This is a genomic window from Hymenobacter seoulensis, from assembly GCF_054780535.1.
Genome location: NZ_BAAGWD010000003.1, coordinates 1 through 16,697, shown reverse-complemented (window position 1 = coordinate 16,697; position 16,697 = coordinate 1). Strand labels below are relative to the sequence as shown.

Sequence of the window (16,697 nt, the reverse complement as noted above, 5' to 3'; positions counted from 1 at the left end):
GAAAACCGGCGCCGAATGGCCGCTCCGCCGGTTATAGCGGGAATTGCTGCCGGAGCTGCTGGTAGCCCGGGTGGTCGTCGAGGCTGGTAAGGCTTTCAAACATGCTGATAAAGGTGCGCACCAGTTCCGGATCCGCTGTTTGCATGGCGCGGGTTTCCGCTACCCGGTCGAGGTTGTACTGGCCCAGAAATACTACCAAAGCCCGAAAGGGCTCTTTGGCCTCGGCATTGAACCGCAGAAACAGCTGGAGCGGCAGCACCGGCAGGTGCTGGTGCGGCGCCAGGCCCGCCGCCTGCTGCTCAGAGTGCTTGGAAAGACTCATAAACGTTTCCTGAATCTGGCGCAGGGTGGCAAGGTGCTCTTCCCGATGCTCTTTCCAATGCTCCTCCGTTACCGGCACATTGGGGTGGAACTGCTGCCACACGCCCTGCACGAAGTAGTGCAAATGCCCGTGCTTGTCGAGGGTAGGCGGAACCGTAGTGGCAACATCCTCCACGGCAAGGGTGGCGAGGTAGAACTCCCGGGCGTCGCGGGTGCGCTCCAGCAGCAGGTCGTGAATGCGGTCGGTGAGGGCCTGCATTTCTCGCTGGTTAAGCGGGGGCTGATGATGGCGGGCGTAGAAGGTGCCGATGGCTGCCGAATCGGTCATCAGGGCCAGATATTCGCTTCCCTTGGCTTCTTCCAGGAAAGCTGCTATTTCTCTCATAATGGGCTGGAACCCTTTGTATAGCTCCCGGGTAGCGTCGCTGATGGTGATGACGGCGCTCTTGATTTGCTCTTCCACCGCCGAGCTGCTTTCTACCAACTGTCGGGTTTCGTGCACCAAGTCCTGCATTTGCTTCATGGCCTCATCGGTTTTGCGAGAGGCATCATCGGCCGATTTCCAGCTCTGAAAGGCCACGAACAGCGCCAGAAACGACGACACGCTGCCAATAATGGAGTAATGCCCGTTCAGGGCTTCATACGTCGTCAGCCCGATGACTACCAGGGCCAAAAATAGAATCAGGTAGAAGAGGGAGCTTTTACTAGGGTCGAACAGGAAGGAAGGCCGCATAATCCGAAGGTATTGAGAATCGGCCATTGCCTAGCATTCTCCATATACTTCGCTACCGGTCTGGTGCGGTGCTAGGGCCACCGGGAGCGTCAACTGCTACCCCGTGCAGCCGGCCCAACCGGTAGTAAGTCAGCATCACTAGGGCATCGGCCTACCAAAACTGTGGTTCGGCGCGCTACATTCCCGACCTTTGGGCTTTCCTTCGCTCAATTTACTAGCTCGCTTATGGCCGACAACCGCCGCTCCGCTCCCTTTTACATGACTGCCACTACCCAGTTTGGGCTGGAAGAGGTGCTAGCAGAAGAGCTGCGCCAGCTAGGAGCCAAAATTGAGAAAGTAGGCCAGCGCGCCATCGAATTCACCGGCGACACCCAGCTGCTGTATGAGGCCTGCCTCTGGTGCCGCACGGCCATGCGCATTCTTAAGCCCTTCGCTGGCTTCTATGCCCGCGACGAAAAAGCCCTCTACCGCGAAGTCGGCCGCATCGACTGGAGCAAGTACATCCGTCAGGACCAAACGTTTGCTATTACGGCCGTCGTGAACAAGTCCACCTTTGAGCACTCGTTGTTCGTGGCCCAGCTCACCAAAGATGCCATTGTAGACCAGTTCCGGAACCGTACCGGCGAGCGGCCCAGCGTGGATGTGAAAAATCCCGATATCCGGCTGCACCTGCACATGATTGAAAACGAGGTGATTCTGAGCCTCGACGCTTCGGGCGAGTCGTTGCACCGGCGCGGCTACCGCCAGCAAACCAACGTGGCCCCGCTCAACGAGGCCCTGGCCGCCGGCCTGTTGCTGCTTAGCGGCTGGGACGGCAAAAAGCCCCTCATCGACCCGATGTGCGGCTCCGGCACCTTGCTCACCGAGGCCGCCCTCATTGCCCAGCGCATCGCGCCCGGTTTGTATCATCAGGGCAAGTTTGGCTTCGAGAACTGGGCTGATTTTGATGCCTCGCTCTGGGAATCAGTGCAGATGGATGCCAAGCAAATGCGTCTGGAAGAGCCTCAGGCCTACATTGCGGGCTCTGATTTATCGAGGGAGTTTATTGAGCTGGCCCGCGAAAACGTGGCCGCCGCCGACTTGGAAGACTTTATCCGGTTGGGGGTGCGCGACGTGAAAGAAGCCAAAGCCCCGGCCAAAGAAGAGCCCGGCATTGTGATAATGAACCCGCCCTACGGCGAGCGAATTGGCGAGGAAGCCGAAATGGATGCCCTCTACAAAACCATCGGCGACACGCTGAAATCGGGTTTCCAGGGCTACGACGCATTTATATTCACCGGCAACCTGGAGGCGGCCAAGCGCATCGGCCTAAAAACTTCGCGCCGCATTCCGCTCTATAACGGCCCCATCGACTGCCGCTTGCTCAAGTACGAGCTGTACCAAGGCACGCGCAAGGTTTCGCGCCCCGAGCAGGGCTAGCACCCAGTCGCATTTGCAGCCGGCCAACATTATCAAGCCTGCCCCGGGAGGTTTGGGTGCCTTTGCTACCTAGTAACCGGGCGCAAGGCAGCTTCCGGGCGTCTTCTGTTCTGATAATTGCTGGCCAGCTACTACCTTCCTGTTTCTGCTGAACTGTCCTCTATTCCCGCCTTCATCATGATTAAACCGAATTGCTTTTTGCTGCTCCTGCTGGCCTTGCTGCTGCCGTGGGGGGTAGTAGCTCAAACGCCGGCCATCACGCGCGTAAACCCTACCAACTGGTGGGTAGGCATGAAAAACAGCAACGTGCAGCTGCTCGTGTATGGCCCGCAGGCCGGCACCATGAGCTACACCATAACGCATCCGGGCGTGAAGCTGACGAAAACCAGCGCCGTGGAGAACCCAAATTATGCTTTTCTGGACCTGACCATTGCCGCTACTGCCAAGCCCGGCACGGTGAAAATACTAGGCAAGAAAGGCGCCCAAACCGTCACGCAGAACTGGGAACTGAAGGCCCGCGACAATGCCCCAAAAGGCCAGGGCGTTACGCAGGCCGACTTCATTTACCTGGCCATGCCCGACCGGTTTGCCAACGGTGACCCCAGCAACGACAAGTTCGCGGATATGGCCGACCCCAACATGGACCGCGCCAACCCGTTCTTCCGCCACGGCGGCGACCTAGCTGGTGCAGCCCAGCGGATTGGCTACCTCAAAGACCTGGGCGTTACGGCCGTGTGGTTTACGCCTGTTATTGAAAACAACCAAGGTCTCACCAACGAGGGCGGCACTATGCGCGCCGCTTACCACGGCTACGGATTTACCGACCACTACACCGTTGACCGGCGCTTAGGGGGCAATGAAGCCTACAAAACCTACGTGCAGAAAGCCCACGCTGCGGGCCTGAAAGTGGTGCAAGATGCCGTGTATAACCATGTGGGCAACAACCACTGGTTTGTGAAGGATTTGCCCATGAAAAGCTGGCTGCACCAGTGGGATACCTACACCAACACCTCGTACCGCCAGCAGCCCATCACCGACCCCTATGCCGCGCAGGTAGATAAAAAGGTGACGCTTGATGGCTGGTTTGTACCCTTCCTGCCTGACCTGAACCAGCAAAACCCGTACGTGGCCAACTTCCTGATTCAGCACGCCATTTGGTCAGTGGAAACCTTCGGGGTGGATGCCTGGCGGATTGATACCTACATGTACAACGACCAGCCGTTCATGAACCGCTGCAACGCCGCGTTGCTCACAGAGTACCCCCGCATCCATATTTTCGGGGAGTCATCGGTGACAAGCATTGTGGATCAGGCCTACTACGTGCGCAATAAAATTGACTTCCCATTCAAATCAAATCAGCCCGGTGGCCTTGATTTTGTGCTGGAAGGCGCCATGCTGGGTGGCCTCAAGGAAGTAGGTACGCCATCGGCTACGGGCTGGGACAACGGGGTGCAGCGCGTGTACCAGGCCCTGGCTCAGGACGGTGTGTATCAGGACCCCACCAAGCTGGTGACGTTCATTGATAACCACGACCACAACCGCTTTCTGTCGGAAGTAGGCGAAGACGTAGACAAGTTCAAGATGGGCCTGACGTGGATGCTTACTACCAGAGGTATTCCCTCCATGTACTACGGCACCGAAATTCTGATGAAGAATTTCAAGAACCCCACCGATGCCGAAGTGCGCAAAGATTTCCCTGGCGGTTGGCCCGGCGATAAGCAGGATAAGTTTACGGTGGCCGGCCGTACGCCGCAGGAAAACGAGGCCTTCAACTTTGTGCGCACCCTAGCCACGTACCGCCGCGACCACAAAGTGCTGAACTCTGGCAAACTGATGCAGTACCTGCCCGAAAACGGCCTCTACGTGTACTTCCGCTACGATGCCACCGGCACCGTAATGGTCGCCACCAACTCCACCGACAAGCCTGCGGCCCTGCCTACGGCTAGGTTCTCGGAACGCCTAAATGGCTTCAGCAAAGCCCGCAACGTGTTAACTAACGAGACGCTGAGCGACATCAAGACGCTGCAACTGCCGGCCAAAACAGCAGTGGTACTGGAGTTGATGAAATAGATTCACCTAGCTCCGACATACCAAGGGCCGCTACCTCACGCGAAGGTAGCGGCCCTTGGTACGTTAGAGCCAAGAGGCTCAACGAGAGGTTTGGTTTCTCTCGGGAGCTAGTACTCTACTCGAGGTAGCGCTGGCAAGCCTCTACGCAGGCCTGGCAGGCAGCGGCGCACTGCTGGCAGTGCTCATCCTCATGCTGGCTGCACTCGTTGGCACACTTAGTACAGATTTCAATGCACTCCCGCATCAGGTGCTTGGCGTGTTCTGAGCCGCGAGCCACTAGGCGGGCTGTGAGGGCGCAAACGTCGGAACAATCACGGTCGAGCAGAATGCAGGGCACCATGTGCTGTACATGCTCTTCGTGCAGGCAGGAGGTAGCACAGTGCTCGCAGGCGGCAATGCAGCGGTTGAGGGCGTCGAGCACAACGGTGTGTTTGGAAGCAGCAGCGGGGGAGGTTGTCATAGCAAAAGGGATTTTATCTACGGAAAACGATATCTGTGTATACGGGGGCAGCTACCGGTTAGCCGTGTAGTATTCCGCCGCAGTGGTGCACGATTTGCGTCTTCGAATGGTTATTTTCATTCTTTCGCCCCGTTGCGTTTAGCCTTATCTTTACCCCATGTTATTTGCTGCTGAACCTCTCGCCCCGACTCTTGAATCTGCTCGCCGTGTATTAAAGCAATACTACGGCTACGACTCGTTTCGGCCCATGCAGGAGGATATTATCCAGAACATCATGGGTGGGCTGGATACGGTGGTGTTGATGCCTACTGGCGGCGGCAAATCCGTCTGCTTTCAGGTGCCGGCGGTGGTGCAGGAAGGCGTGTGTGTGGTCGTGTCGCCGCTGATTGCCCTGATGAAAGACCAGGTGGAAGCCCTGAAAGCCAACGGCATCTCGGCGGCCTACATCAACAGCAGTGTGGGCCAGAGTGAGCAAAACAACATTGCCGCCGACTGCCTAAACGGTTACCTCAAGCTGCTGTACGTTTCGCCGGAAAAATTGCTGTCGGAAGGCTTCCTGACGTTTTTGCGGCGCATGCGCATCAGCATGTTCGCTATTGATGAAGCGCACTGCATCAGCTCCTGGGGACACGATTTTCGGCCCGAGTACACGCAGTTGCGGGTGCTGCGCGAGCAGTTTCCGAGCACGCCCATCATTGCCCTGACGGCCACCGCCGACCGCCTTACCCAGCGCGATATTCAGTCGCAGCTGCGGCTCAACAATCCGCGGGTGTTCCTCTCGTCTTTCGATAGGCCCAACCTGAACCTGATTGTGCGGCCGGGGCAGGACCGGGTAGGGGGCATTCTGGAGTTTTTGGAGCGCCACCCCGGCGAGGCCGGCATTATCTATTGTCTCTCGCGCAAGCAGTGCGAAACGCTAGCCCAGAAAATTCAGGCAAAAGGCTACAAAGCGGGTTTCTACCATGCTGGCATGACGCCCAACCAGCGCGCCAGCGTGCAGGAAGCCTTCCTGAAAGACGACCTGCAGGTTATTATTGCCACCATCGCCTTCGGGATGGGCATCGATAAAAGCAACGTGCGCTGGGTGATTCACTACAACCTGCCCAAAAACATCGAGGGGTACTATCAAGAAATCGGGCGCGCCGGCCGCGACGGCTCTCCGGCCACGGCGGTGCTATTCTATAGCTTTTCTGATGTGATGCAGCTGCGCGAGATGCTCACTAAGGAGAATCCGCACCTTACGCAGCTAAACCTTACCAAGCTGGAGCGCATGCAGCAGTTTGCCGAGGCCGCCAGCTGCCGCCGCAAAATCCTGCTCAACTACTTCGGCGAAACGCTGGCGCAGGACTGCGGTAACTGCGACATCTGCCGCAACCCACCTACCACTTTCGATGGCACTGAACTAGCCCAGAAAGCACTTTCGGCGGTGGTGCGCATGCGCGAGCGGGCTCCCATTGGCCTGTTGATTGACGTGCTGCGCGGCATGCGCAACCAAGCGGTGCTATCGGGTGGCTTCGACCAGATTAAAACCTACGGCGCCGGCCGCGACCTGCCCTACCTCGACTGGTACAGCTACATTCATCAGATGCTGAATGATGGGTTGCTGTACATTGCCTACGAGGAAGGTTACTCGCTGAAAATGACGGAGCTAGGCCGCGAGGTGCTACAAGGCCAGCGCCCCCTGGCCATGAAGAAGTTTCAGCCCGCCGAAAAAGCCGAGAAAGCGCCCCGGGGCCGCAAAGCCGCTGCGGCCACCAAAGCCGCACCGGTTTCGCGCGAAGCCAGGCTGTTCGAGGCCTTGCGCAGCCTGCGCAAGCGTATTGCCGACGAGCAGGGCGTACCGCCGTACGTTATCTTCACCGACTCCACGCTGCAGGAAATGGCCGAGGAACGCCCTGTCAACCGCACGGCGATGCTCAGCATTTCGGGGGTAGGTATGAAGAAGTTCGAAAACTACGGCGAGGCATTCATTCGGGAAGTGCTGGCCCACGGCGGCAACCCCGCGGCGCAAGTAGAGTTCGAGATGGATGACATACCGAGCAACCTGGGTCCTGATGACTTTGGTGGCTCACCGCGCGCTTCCCGCAAAAAAGAGACGAAGCCCAAAGCAGTTAAGGAAGCCAAGGAGGCTAGCACCGATGTAAACGGCACCATGGAAGCCTCTTTTCTGCTGCACCGCCAGGGCCTGAGCCTAGAAGCCATTGCCGAGCGCCGGGAGCTAGCCCTCTCCACGGTTCAAACCCACCTGACCAACTGCTACGCCAAAGGCCTCGATCTGCGCCTGGCTGACTTCCTGACGCCCGATGCCCTAGCCGAAATTCAGACGGCCCAGGCCCAACTGGGGGGCAGCCCTATGCTCCGCGACCTGTTCGACCACCTGCGCGAGAAGTACGATTACTTTAAGCTTCGGCTGGCGCTCATGTATTTCAAGAAGCTACGCGGCGAGTAGGTTGCGGCCATTAGCGGGGGTAGTGTAAACCAGACTGCCGGAAAAGGAGGCGCCGAATATTTTTAGTAAAAATTTCAGCTAATTGAATTAGTATTCGCGTAGATGCGTTCGTATCTTCGTGAGCCGGCACCTGTTTTGCCGTTGCAGCCATTTCTCCCGGCTCCCCCTGCGTTATGATTAACACGAATCTGAAATTCTGGCGGCGCGAACTGAGCCTTACGCAGGCGCAGATGGCCGAAAAACTAGGTATTAAACGCTCCTTGGTGGGCGCATATGAGGAAGGACGAGCTGAACCCAAGCTAGTTACCCTCGTGAATATGGCGCGCCTGTTCGGTATCTCGCTTGATGCGCTGGTAACCACTGACTTTAGCAAAAAGAAGAACGCCAAAGCCGCCTTGCAGCTACAAGCCCAGTCGGCTGTTGCTACCTCCGAAAATGCGGCCAACCGCACCGGCAACAACCTGCGTATTCTGGCCCTCACCGTTGACCGCGAGCAGAACGAGAACATTGAGCTGGTACCGCAGAAGGCGGCGGCTGGCTACCTCAACGGCTACGCCGATCCGGAGTACCTAGAAGAGCTGCCGAAGTTCCGGCTGCCGATGCTGGGCAACACTGGCACGTACCGCGCCTTTGAAATTGCCGGCGACTCCATGCTACCCATTGCCAGCGGTACCGTTATCGTGGGTCGCTACGTGGATGACTGGATGAGCATCAAAGACGGCACACCCTGCATTGTGGTGAGCAGCAAAGAGGGCATCGTATTCAAGCGTGTATTCAACCGCTTGAAAGATGCTGCTATGCTGGCCCTGCACTCCGATAACCCCCTATATCAGCCCTATCAGATTGATGTGGAGGATGTAGTGGAAATCTGGGAGGCCAAAGCCTACATCAGCAGCACGTTCCCCATTGCTGACCTTTCGCTGAACCGACTAGCTAGTATTGTGCTCGACTTGCAGCAGCAGGTAAGCACCATGAAGAAAGTATAACCAGTACTACTGGTATATAAAACGCCCGCTTGGCCACGATGGCTAAGCGGGCGTTTTGCGTCTGGCGGGAGCCTAGTAACAGCGGTAATCTACTAGGTTGCGTTCTAGCGTAAACTGTCAAGACACGTAAGCAACGGCATCAGAAGGAGGAGAATATCTATTAACTACGATTAAGCGTTTAACTAACCGCGCTTACTCCGCGTAAGCCCAACGCAACTACTAACCACTGACCTCCCGATGCTTAAGATTATTCCCGCTACCGACCGTCATCACGCTGCTCCCGTCAACTGGCTCAGCAGCTACTTCCTGTTCAGTTTCGCCGATTACTACGACCCGCAGAATATGCATTTTGGCCCGCTGCGCGTGTTTAACGACGATAACATTCAGGCTAATTCCGGTTTTCCGCAGCATCCGCACTCCGAAATGGAAATCGTGACGCTGGTGCTGGACGGTGAGCTGTGCCACGCCGACACTATGGGTAACAACGCCACCATCAAGAAAGGCGAAGTGCAGCGCATGACGGCGGGCACGGGCCTGGCCCACTCCGAAAAGAACGACACCGACAAGCCCGCTCATATCTATCAACTCTGGTTTCTGACCAACCAAAAAGGCCTGTCGCCAAGCTACGAGCAGAAAGACGTGGACTTCCTGGACAAAAAGAATGAGCTGATTCCGCTGGTCTCAGGACAAAAAGTGCTGGAAGATGTGGTGTACATGAACTCCAACTCCACGGTATACTGGTGCAACCTGAGCACTGACAAGACAGTTACTTTCAAGACCTTCCCAATTCGTAACACCTTCATTTACGTGAAAGAAGGCAGCCTCTACATCAACGGAGTTGATATCGGACCCAACGATCAGGTTCGCTCCACCGATGAAAACGTGCTGGAAATTCGTGCCTCTAAAGACGCTCAATTCATTCTGATTGACTTGCCTGGCACTGAGGCGAATTACTAGGTCATTTCCTTAAGTGAAGCCGATACCTGTAACAAGGCTGGTTTACTTTTAGACTAGTTCGCAAACAAAAAGGCCGCCCTGAATGGGGCGGCCTTTTTGTTTGCGGGCAAGCTAGCGCTTACATCGTGTACTTGCGGCCTTTGTTCTGCTGCTTGAGGTAGGCCATCAGGGGCTGGAAGTATTCTACCATGGCGCGGGCCGAGAGGTCTTCGCCGGTTTTCTCTTTCAGCACGGTGCGCCAGTCTTTGCTGGAGCCAGGGCGCATGATGTCGGCCAGGAAAGCGCCTACTTCTTTGCTGCCGTAGTAGTTGGTGGCGTGCGGGTCCTGCTTCAGGATGTTCTTGGCAATGTGGTCGTGGAGCTGGAACAGGATGACGTAAGAGAGGGCGTAGTCGTAATACTGCGCGGGGTCGTCGTTGATGTGGGTTTTGGTGGCGGGGTCGAGGTACTGCTCGCCGCGCGTGGTCGGCGGCACAATGCCCTGGTACTGCTTGGCCAGTGCCCACCAGCGGGCATTGAGTTGGTCGGCGGGCAGCTTATCGGCATAGAAGCTGTTTTCCCACTCACTCATCACACCCGAGGCAAATGGTATGAATACGGCGTAGTTCAAGGCTTCCTTCAGCAGCGTCTGGGTTTGGTCCGTCTTCGATTTAGCATCTACTAGGCCTAGGCCGGCCAGGAAGGGCTTTTGGGTAGCGGCCAAGCCCATCAGAGAGCCCATAGCCTCATGGTAGCCGCGGTTGGCACCTTGGCGCAGCAGTACCGGCACCTCAGGGTTGGTATAAGTGAGGTAGTAATAGATGTGACCCAGCTCGTGGTGGGTGGTCTCATACCACTCGGTGTTGCCTTCCACGCTCATCAGACTGCGCACGTCCTGGTTTAGGTCCATGTGCCAGGCCGAGGCGTGGTTGTTCTTCTTATAAGTAGCGCCTTTGGGCAACGGGTAAAGGCTCGATTTCTCATAGAACGAAGTCGGTAGAGCCTGAAAGCCGAGGCTCTGATAGAAGCGCTCAGCTTGTTTCACTTGCCACTCGGCGCCTTTTTTCGCCAGAACGGGGTCGAGGTTGAGGCCTTTCACGTCCACCATCGCGCTCCAGTCCTGGCCCCAGCGGTTGGGTAGCCACGAAGCGGGCAGATAATCGGGCACCTGCTTTACCTTGTATTTCTTGGCTAGTTCGTAGCGGGCGTAGGTATGTAGCTCGCGGTACAAGGGGCGCAACTCCTCGTTGATTTTGCGCACCAGCGTCATCATCTCCTCCCGGCTCATGCCGTAGTCAGATGCCTGATACGAGAAGTAGTCGGGGTAACCGAGGGCCTGCACCGTTTGGTTGCGTAGGTCGCGCAGGTTCAGCAGGCCTTCCTTCAGAGTAGGGCCAATAGCTTTGCTGGCTTCCCAAATCTGCTGGCGCTTGAGCGGGTTGTTCTCTTTGCGTAGCAGCTCATCCAGGTCGTTGGTCGTGACGGACTTGCCCTGGTATTTGTAGTCGAAGCCGTAGAGCTTTTCCGTCTGTTGGGTTTCAGCTTTGATGCGCTGCTTTACTACGTCGGCAATGGTCTGGGGCGAGTTGGCCGCGTTGTAAAGCGCCGTTTGCAGTTGCTTTACCTGAATGTCGGTTAGGTCTTGCTTGTGCTCTAGCAGCTGGCGCAGGCGCTCAATGTTCTGAACCGAGCCCGTGAAAGCCGCCATCCGCTCGTTGGCGCGGGCTGTGGCGCCCGAGTTAGCGGTATCGCCAGCCACAATATGCGTATTAGAGCGCCACTCCGCCTCCGCCGATTCGGTGTACAGGCGCTGGTACTGGGCGGAGTAGTCTTTCAAAAAGGCCTCGGCCTGTTCCTGCCAGTTGGGCGCGGCTGGCTGGCTAGTAGGTTCGGTAGTAGGCGAGGGGGTAGTGGCAGCCGTGGGCGTTTTGGCCGTGGGGGCACACGCCGTAAGGGCGCCGGCCGTAAGAATGGGGAGGAAGTATTTTTTCATAAGAAGAAGGAGGGGAAAACTAGGGTGGTGGGCAGCTAAAGTACAAAGCGAGCGGTTTACTAGGTAGCTGCGACAGCCAAACCTCCGGAATTCACTAGCCCCGCCAGAACGCCAAAGCCCCCACTGCGTTGCGGGCAGCAGGGGCTGGTTTAATGAGGGTTCGTCTAGTACAAGGGCCTAGTAATTAAATGCTGGTGGCTGTTTCCTGCTGCTGTTGCAGCAGATGGCAGTCTTTATACTTTTTACCGCTGCCGCAGGGGCAGGGGTCGTTGCGGCCGAATTTGCGGCGCGTGCGCAAGCTCCGAATCCACTCGCGCGGGTCAACGGCCAGGCGCAGGAAGCGTTTTTTAGGGTTTTGGCGAAAGGCACGCTGCAGTAGTTGGTATAGCTCGGGATGGTGCTCCTGCAGCTTTTCGGGCTTCTCGAAGAAGTACTCCGTCACGACTGCAAAAAACTCGGCCTCATTCGTGCCCGCGTAGCTATTGATTTCTGAGTCGCCGGCCCGGATGGCGGCAATTTCGCGTTGCATCACGGCTTCCCATTCTGGTCGCAGCTCAGCAGGTAGCGCAACCGCTGGCACGCCGTCAATCACGCCATCGGCCTCATCCAACAAGTGGGCAAACTCATGAATGCCAACATTTTGCTTGTCGAGGGCGTCTTTAAAGCCTTGCTCCAGCGAAGATTTTGAGAGGCGCATATAGTGCGAGGTTTGAAAGCCCTGCACGCTACCCAGCAGGGTTCCTTCCAGCCCCACAAACTCCTTGTTGGGGTCGCGTTGTTGGGTCCAGGCATCGGGCACCACCAGTACCTCGCTCAGGTTGGCATACTCCCAATCCGGAAACCCGAATACTGGAATAACGGCGGAAGCCGCCACTAGCACGCGGGTAGTCTCGTCGATATCTGTTTGAATGCCCGTGACGCGGGTTTGGGCCAAAAACACCTGCACTTTCTTCTCAAAGCGCTGCTTGTCGCCGGGCGTAAGCGAAAGATAAAACGCGACGCGCTCTGTGAGAATCTGGCGCCACTCTTGAGGAAACTCAGCGGCTACCGCTGCCTGCCGGAGACGTGCCTCCCGCGTAACGTAGCGGTAGAATAAAAAGGCTACCACTGCAAGCAGGGCGGCGAAAAGAAGGTACTGCATGAGCCGCTAAACGATGCTGAGGCCGTGAGGTTGTGCTTGTCCTCCGTCGGTTTACTAGGCCGCCAGACAGGGTGAACCCAGGCAAGGTATTCAAACACGGATACAGCTACACTCCAAATGACACTAGGGGAATTGGTTAGGGGTTACAGCACCGCAGGCCCTAGGTGTTCGCGCAGCCGCTCCCGCAGCAACTCCAGCAGAATATGGTCCATGAACTGGAATTTGTCGGGGATGCGCAGGTTAATGATGCGTTTGCCGGCCAGCTCTTCCCGAAATTTCTGCTGCAGTATATCGGTATGCTTGCGCTCCATTACCAGCACCACATCGGCCCAACCCAGGTGCCCGGCCGTAACGCGCACTCTCGCGCCGGGCTCAGTGCCCGCCGAACGTGCCTCGTAGTGTTGGTGGCCATCAAACAAACGCTCGGCAGTGAGGCTGCGCCAGCGGTTTTGGCTACAGATAAATAATAGCTTGAGAGCAGAGGAATCAGACAAAGCAGAACAGAAGAAAAGCAAACAGGTGGCATATGCAGGCCTCAACAGCACGCCAGGTGCTACCCCTTGCGAGGGCGCAAACCGTGGCAGTACCCCGCTGTACTCAGCATGCGCAAGCAAAAGTACAGTTTGAAATAGTCTGCCGGACCTCCAGAGTGCCAGGGCTACAAAACGGACCTACAATCCCGGTTACGGCACACGTACCGCACAAGCAGCAGTGGGTGTAGGGTAGTGTAAGAAAGGGAATTACAGGAGGCAGGAGCTATGCCGGTAATTGGATGCTCCGGTGGCCATAACAGTTACATCACAACCAACGGTAGAGAAGCGCTATACGGTGCTGCTAGGTTGAGTAAATTTTAGTGTCCGAAGTGCTTGTGAGGGTGGTTGAGCAACTAAAAGGTTTTGTAGTATTGCATATAGCCGAGGCCCGAAATGGTTTGCTAATAGGCCCTCAAAAGCCCAAACTAAGGCTGCTTTCCGGGCCGGGTGCTGCGTGCAGTAGCTCCGAAAAAAGCGTAGTAAGTCCGCGCCGACCCGATGCTTCTCTCCTTTGCCAGCAGCGGCTTTGCGTCTGCCTTTCCTCCTGCCTCACCACCAGCTAGGCAGCTGCCACTATACCCAAGCTGCCCTCGCCGTACCCCCTGTGGCCGGCCGTAACCCCAGAGGCTAGCTGTCAGCGTCACAACCATCCTATCCAATTTCCACATGAAACGAGTTTTTCGAACCGCTTTGCTCATGTCGCTGGGGCTGCTTACGCCGCAGCTGCAGGCCTCCCAATCGGCTGCGGCCACCACGCTCACAGCCGACGACGATCAGAAGATGAACAAATTCATCAGCGACCTGATGCAGAAGATGACGCTGGAAGAGAAAATCGGCCAGCTGAACCTGATAACGGTAGGGTTTGATGTAACCGGGCCGGTAGTAAGTAAGGACGTGGATGCCAACATCCGCAAAGGCAACGTGGGCTCGGTGCTCAATACGTTCACGCCCAAAGCCGCGCGCAAGCTGCAGGAAATGGCCGTGAAGGAGTCGCGCCTGCACATTCCGCTCATTTTCGGCTACGACGTAATACACGGCCACCGCACCATTTTCCCGATTGCGCTGGGCTTGGCTTCGAGCTGGGATTTGCAGGCCATGGAGCGGAGTGCCCGAATTGCGGCCGAAGAAGCTTCTGCTGATGGCATCAACTGGGTGTACTCGCCGATGGTGGACATTGCCCGCGACCCGCGCTGGGGCCGGATTTCAGAGGGCTCGGGCGAAGACCCGTACCTGGGCTCCCAGATTGCGCGCGTGATGGTGCGCGGCTACCAGGGCGACGACCTGATGAAGAACAACACCGTGATGGCCTGCGTGAAGCACTTCGCGCTCTACGGGGCTGCCGAAGCCGGTCGCGACTACAACACTACCGATATGAGCCTGGTGCGCATGTACAACGAGTACCTGCCGCCCTACAAAGCCGCCGTAGAGGCTGGCGCGGGCTCCATGATGTCGTCGTTTAATGATATCAACGGCGTGCCCGCCACCGGCAACAAGTGGCTGATGACGGAGCTGCTGCGCAACCAGTGGGGCTTCAAAGGCTTTGTGGCTACCGACTATACCGCCATCAACGAAATGACCGCTCACGGCATGGGCGACGATGCGCAGGTATCGGCGCTGGCCTTGAATGCGGGTAGTGATCAGGACATGGTGGGCGAGATTTTCCTGAAGAACCTAACCCAGAACCTGAAAGATGGCACCGTAAAGCAGGAGCAGATTGACCAGGCCTGCCGCCGCATCTTGGAAGCAAAGTGGAAGCTAGGCCTGTTCAAAGACCCGTACCTGTACACCAATGAAAAACGGGCCAAGGCCACGATGATGAAAAAGGAGTTCATCGCCGATGCCCGCGACATTGCCCGCAAGAGCATGGTGCTGCTGAAAAATAGCAACAACGCCCTACCCCTGAAAAAGGCCGGAACCATTGCCCTGGTTGGCCCCCTTGCCACCCGCCAGCGCGACATGATTGGCTCCTGGAGCGGCGCCGGCGACTGGAAACAGGCTGTGTCTCTGGAGCAAGGCATCAAGAACGTAGCCGGCAACGGCGTGAAGATTGTAACAGCCCAGGGCGCCAACTTCACCGACGACCAGCAGATGATTGACCGCCTGAATGCCCACGGCGGCGAGCTGAACGTGGACAAGCGCAGCTCCGAGGAAATGATCCGCGAAGCCGTGCAGGTAGCGCAAGGTGCCGACGTGATTGTAGCCGCCGTGGGCGAGAGCCAGGGCATGACAGGGGAAGCTGCCAGCCGCGCCGATATTGGCCTGCCCGGTCAGCAGTTGGAATTGCTCAAGGCCCTGAAGAAGACCGGCAAGCCCCTGGTGATTGTACTGATGAGCGGCCGTCCGCTCACGTTGCCCTGGGAAGACCAGAACGCCGATGCCATCCTGGAAACCTGGTTTGCAGGCACTCAGGCCGGCAACGCTATTGCCGATGTGCTCTTTGGAGCTTACAACCCCTCAGGCAAGCTCACGGCTACCTTCCCGCGGCACGTAGGCCAGGTGCCGATTTACTACAACCACAAAATGACTGGCCGCCCCTACCAAGGTGTGGCACTAGACAAGTATAAGTCGCGCTACATGGATGTGAGCAACGACCCCTTGTACCCGTTCGGTTACGGGTTGAGCTACACCACCTTCGAATATGGCAAGCCGGAGCTGAGCACCACCTCACTGGCCATGAACGGCACGCTGGATGTGAAAGTAACCCTGAAAAATACCGGCAACTACGACGGGGAGGAAGTGGCCCAGCTCTACATCCGCGACATGGTGGGCTCCATTTCCAGGCCAGTAAAAGAGCTGAAAGGCTTCCAGAAGGTAATGTTGAAACGCGGGGAGAGCCGCACGCTCACGTTCCGCCTCACGCCCGAAGACCTGAAGTTCTACAACACCGACCTGAAATTCGTGGCCGAACCCGGCGACTTCCATGTGTTTGTGGGCGGCAACTCCCGCGACGTGCAGATGGCTAGCTTCAAGCTCGCTGGGCAATAGCCTTGGCTACACCCGCGCCTGGTTGTGGGACCAGGTCGCGGGGGCTTCCGGGAACTGAGTTGCTCTAGGGGAGCAGTTAGTACTCCGGAAGCCAAAACAAGAGAGGGAAGTTTTCCGATGAAGACTTCCCTCTCTTGTTTTGGGCAGTAGCTGAAGCCGATCATCAGGCTAGCAGCTACTAGTTAGGCTTTAAAGATATTTACTGCCTAGTAAAGCGGAGACAGCATCGCATGAGTGACGCCTCGGCTCTACTAGGTCATTTTAGTTGATGAGTAGAGTCATAATAGAGTGGGGGCGGCTGGTGGTGGGAGTGGCTTGGCCCTGGATCCAGAGCTGGAAGGGCTGCTCTTTTTCCGTCGTGTTGAGCACGACCACGGCCACGCTGCCGTCGGGGTTGCGGAAGGCCGTGGTTTGCAGCACGTCGCGGCTGGCCGTGGCGGCCACGCGTCGGGCCCCGGGCCGGATAAACTTGCTGAAGTGACCGATGTAATAGTAGGCGTTGGTGTAGAGCAGCTGGCCCTGCTTGGTGTCCCCGATCAGGGGCGCGTAGCAGAAGTTGCCCACGTGGTTGGGGCCGCCGGTCTCGTCCAGCAGCACGTTCCAGTCGGTCCAGGCCTCGGTGCCGGCATTGAAGTCGTGGAGCATGGAGTAGGCGTAGCGCTCACCCAGGC

The 16,697-nt window shown here is 57.2% G+C and carries 12 protein-coding genes; 6 read left to right on the top strand and 6 right to left on the bottom strand.

Annotated elements, in window-relative coordinates:
• Positions 1 to 31: 31 nt before the first annotated feature.
• Positions 32 to 1,054: a hypothetical protein gene (locus ACYVHC_RS13770; RefSeq protein ID WP_460614332.1), complete on the bottom strand. Its 1,023-nt coding sequence runs from the start codon at positions 1,052 to 1,054 to the stop codon at positions 32 to 34.
• Positions 1,055 to 1,279: 225 nt separating this feature from the next.
• On the opposite strand from ACYVHC_RS13770, the gene ACYVHC_RS13765 reads away from it, so the two are divergent.
• Complete coding sequence (locus ACYVHC_RS13765) at positions 1,280 to 2,473, top strand: THUMP domain-containing class I SAM-dependent RNA methyltransferase (RefSeq protein ID WP_460614331.1); 1,194 nt, start codon at positions 1,280 to 1,282, stop codon at positions 2,471 to 2,473.
• Positions 2,474 to 2,650: 177 nt separating this feature from the next.
• Entirely contained in the window at positions 2,651 to 4,543 is a 1,893-nt protein-coding gene (locus tag ACYVHC_RS13760; RefSeq protein ID WP_460614330.1) for a glycoside hydrolase family 13 protein, read from the top strand.
• Positions 4,544 to 4,658: 115 nt separating this feature from the next.
• On the opposite strand, the gene ACYVHC_RS13755 is transcribed toward ACYVHC_RS13760, so the two are convergent.
• Positions 4,659 to 5,003: a four-helix bundle copper-binding protein gene (locus ACYVHC_RS13755; protein WP_460614329.1), complete on the bottom strand. Its 345-nt coding sequence runs from the start codon at positions 5,001 to 5,003 to the stop codon at positions 4,659 to 4,661.
• Between the two features lie 157 nt (positions 5,004 to 5,160).
• Here ACYVHC_RS13755 and recQ point away from each other — a divergent pair, with 157 nt between their 5' ends.
• The 3 genes from recQ to ACYVHC_RS13740 all read left to right on the top strand — a co-directional run bounded on the left by recQ (position 5,161) and on the right by ACYVHC_RS13740 (position 9,395).
• Positions 5,161 to 7,452, top strand: a complete 2,292-nt coding sequence (gene recQ / locus ACYVHC_RS13750) for a DNA helicase RecQ (RefSeq protein WP_460614328.1) — start codon at positions 5,161 to 5,163, stop codon at positions 7,450 to 7,452.
• Between the two features lie 173 nt (positions 7,453 to 7,625).
• The gene (locus ACYVHC_RS13745; RefSeq protein WP_460614327.1) at positions 7,626 to 8,438 is read left to right on the top strand and encodes a helix-turn-helix domain-containing protein; all 813 of its coding nucleotides are present in this window, start codon (positions 7,626 to 7,628) and stop codon (positions 8,436 to 8,438) included.
• Positions 8,439 to 8,675: 237 nt separating this feature from the next.
• The gene (locus ACYVHC_RS13740; protein WP_460614326.1) at positions 8,676 to 9,395 is read left to right on the top strand and encodes a pirin family protein; all 720 of its coding nucleotides are present in this window, start codon (positions 8,676 to 8,678) and stop codon (positions 9,393 to 9,395) included.
• Positions 9,396 to 9,513: 118 nt separating this feature from the next.
• On the opposite strand, the gene ACYVHC_RS13735 is transcribed toward ACYVHC_RS13740, so the two are convergent.
• The 3 genes from ACYVHC_RS13735 to ACYVHC_RS13725 form a co-directional block, all read right to left on the bottom strand.
• On the bottom strand, positions 9,514 to 11,367 hold the full coding sequence (locus ACYVHC_RS13735) for a M2 family metallopeptidase (protein ID WP_460614324.1): 1,854 nt from the start codon (positions 11,365 to 11,367) through the stop codon (positions 9,514 to 9,516).
• Positions 11,368 to 11,551: 184 nt separating this feature from the next.
• Positions 11,552 to 12,508 (bottom strand): zinc-dependent peptidase, encoded by a 957-nt coding sequence (locus ACYVHC_RS13730; protein ID WP_460614323.1) that lies wholly within the window; start codon positions 12,506 to 12,508, stop codon positions 11,552 to 11,554.
• 143 nt (positions 12,509 to 12,651) lie between these two features.
• Positions 12,652 to 13,002, bottom strand: a complete 351-nt coding sequence (locus ACYVHC_RS13725; protein WP_460614322.1) for a low molecular weight protein tyrosine phosphatase family protein — start codon at positions 13,000 to 13,002, stop codon at positions 12,652 to 12,654.
• Between the two features lie 705 nt (positions 13,003 to 13,707).
• On the opposite strand from ACYVHC_RS13725, the gene bglX reads away from it, so the two are divergent.
• Positions 13,708 to 16,026, top strand: coding sequence for a beta-glucosidase BglX (gene bglX, locus ACYVHC_RS13720; RefSeq protein ID WP_460614321.1), 2,319 nt, complete (start codon positions 13,708 to 13,710; stop codon positions 16,024 to 16,026).
• 261 nt (positions 16,027 to 16,287) lie between these two features.
• Here bglX and ACYVHC_RS13715 read toward each other — a convergent pair.
• A partial coding sequence (locus ACYVHC_RS13715) for a glycoside hydrolase family 30 beta sandwich domain-containing protein (RefSeq protein WP_460614320.1) occupies positions 16,288 to 16,697 on the bottom strand: 410 nt, incomplete at its 5' end.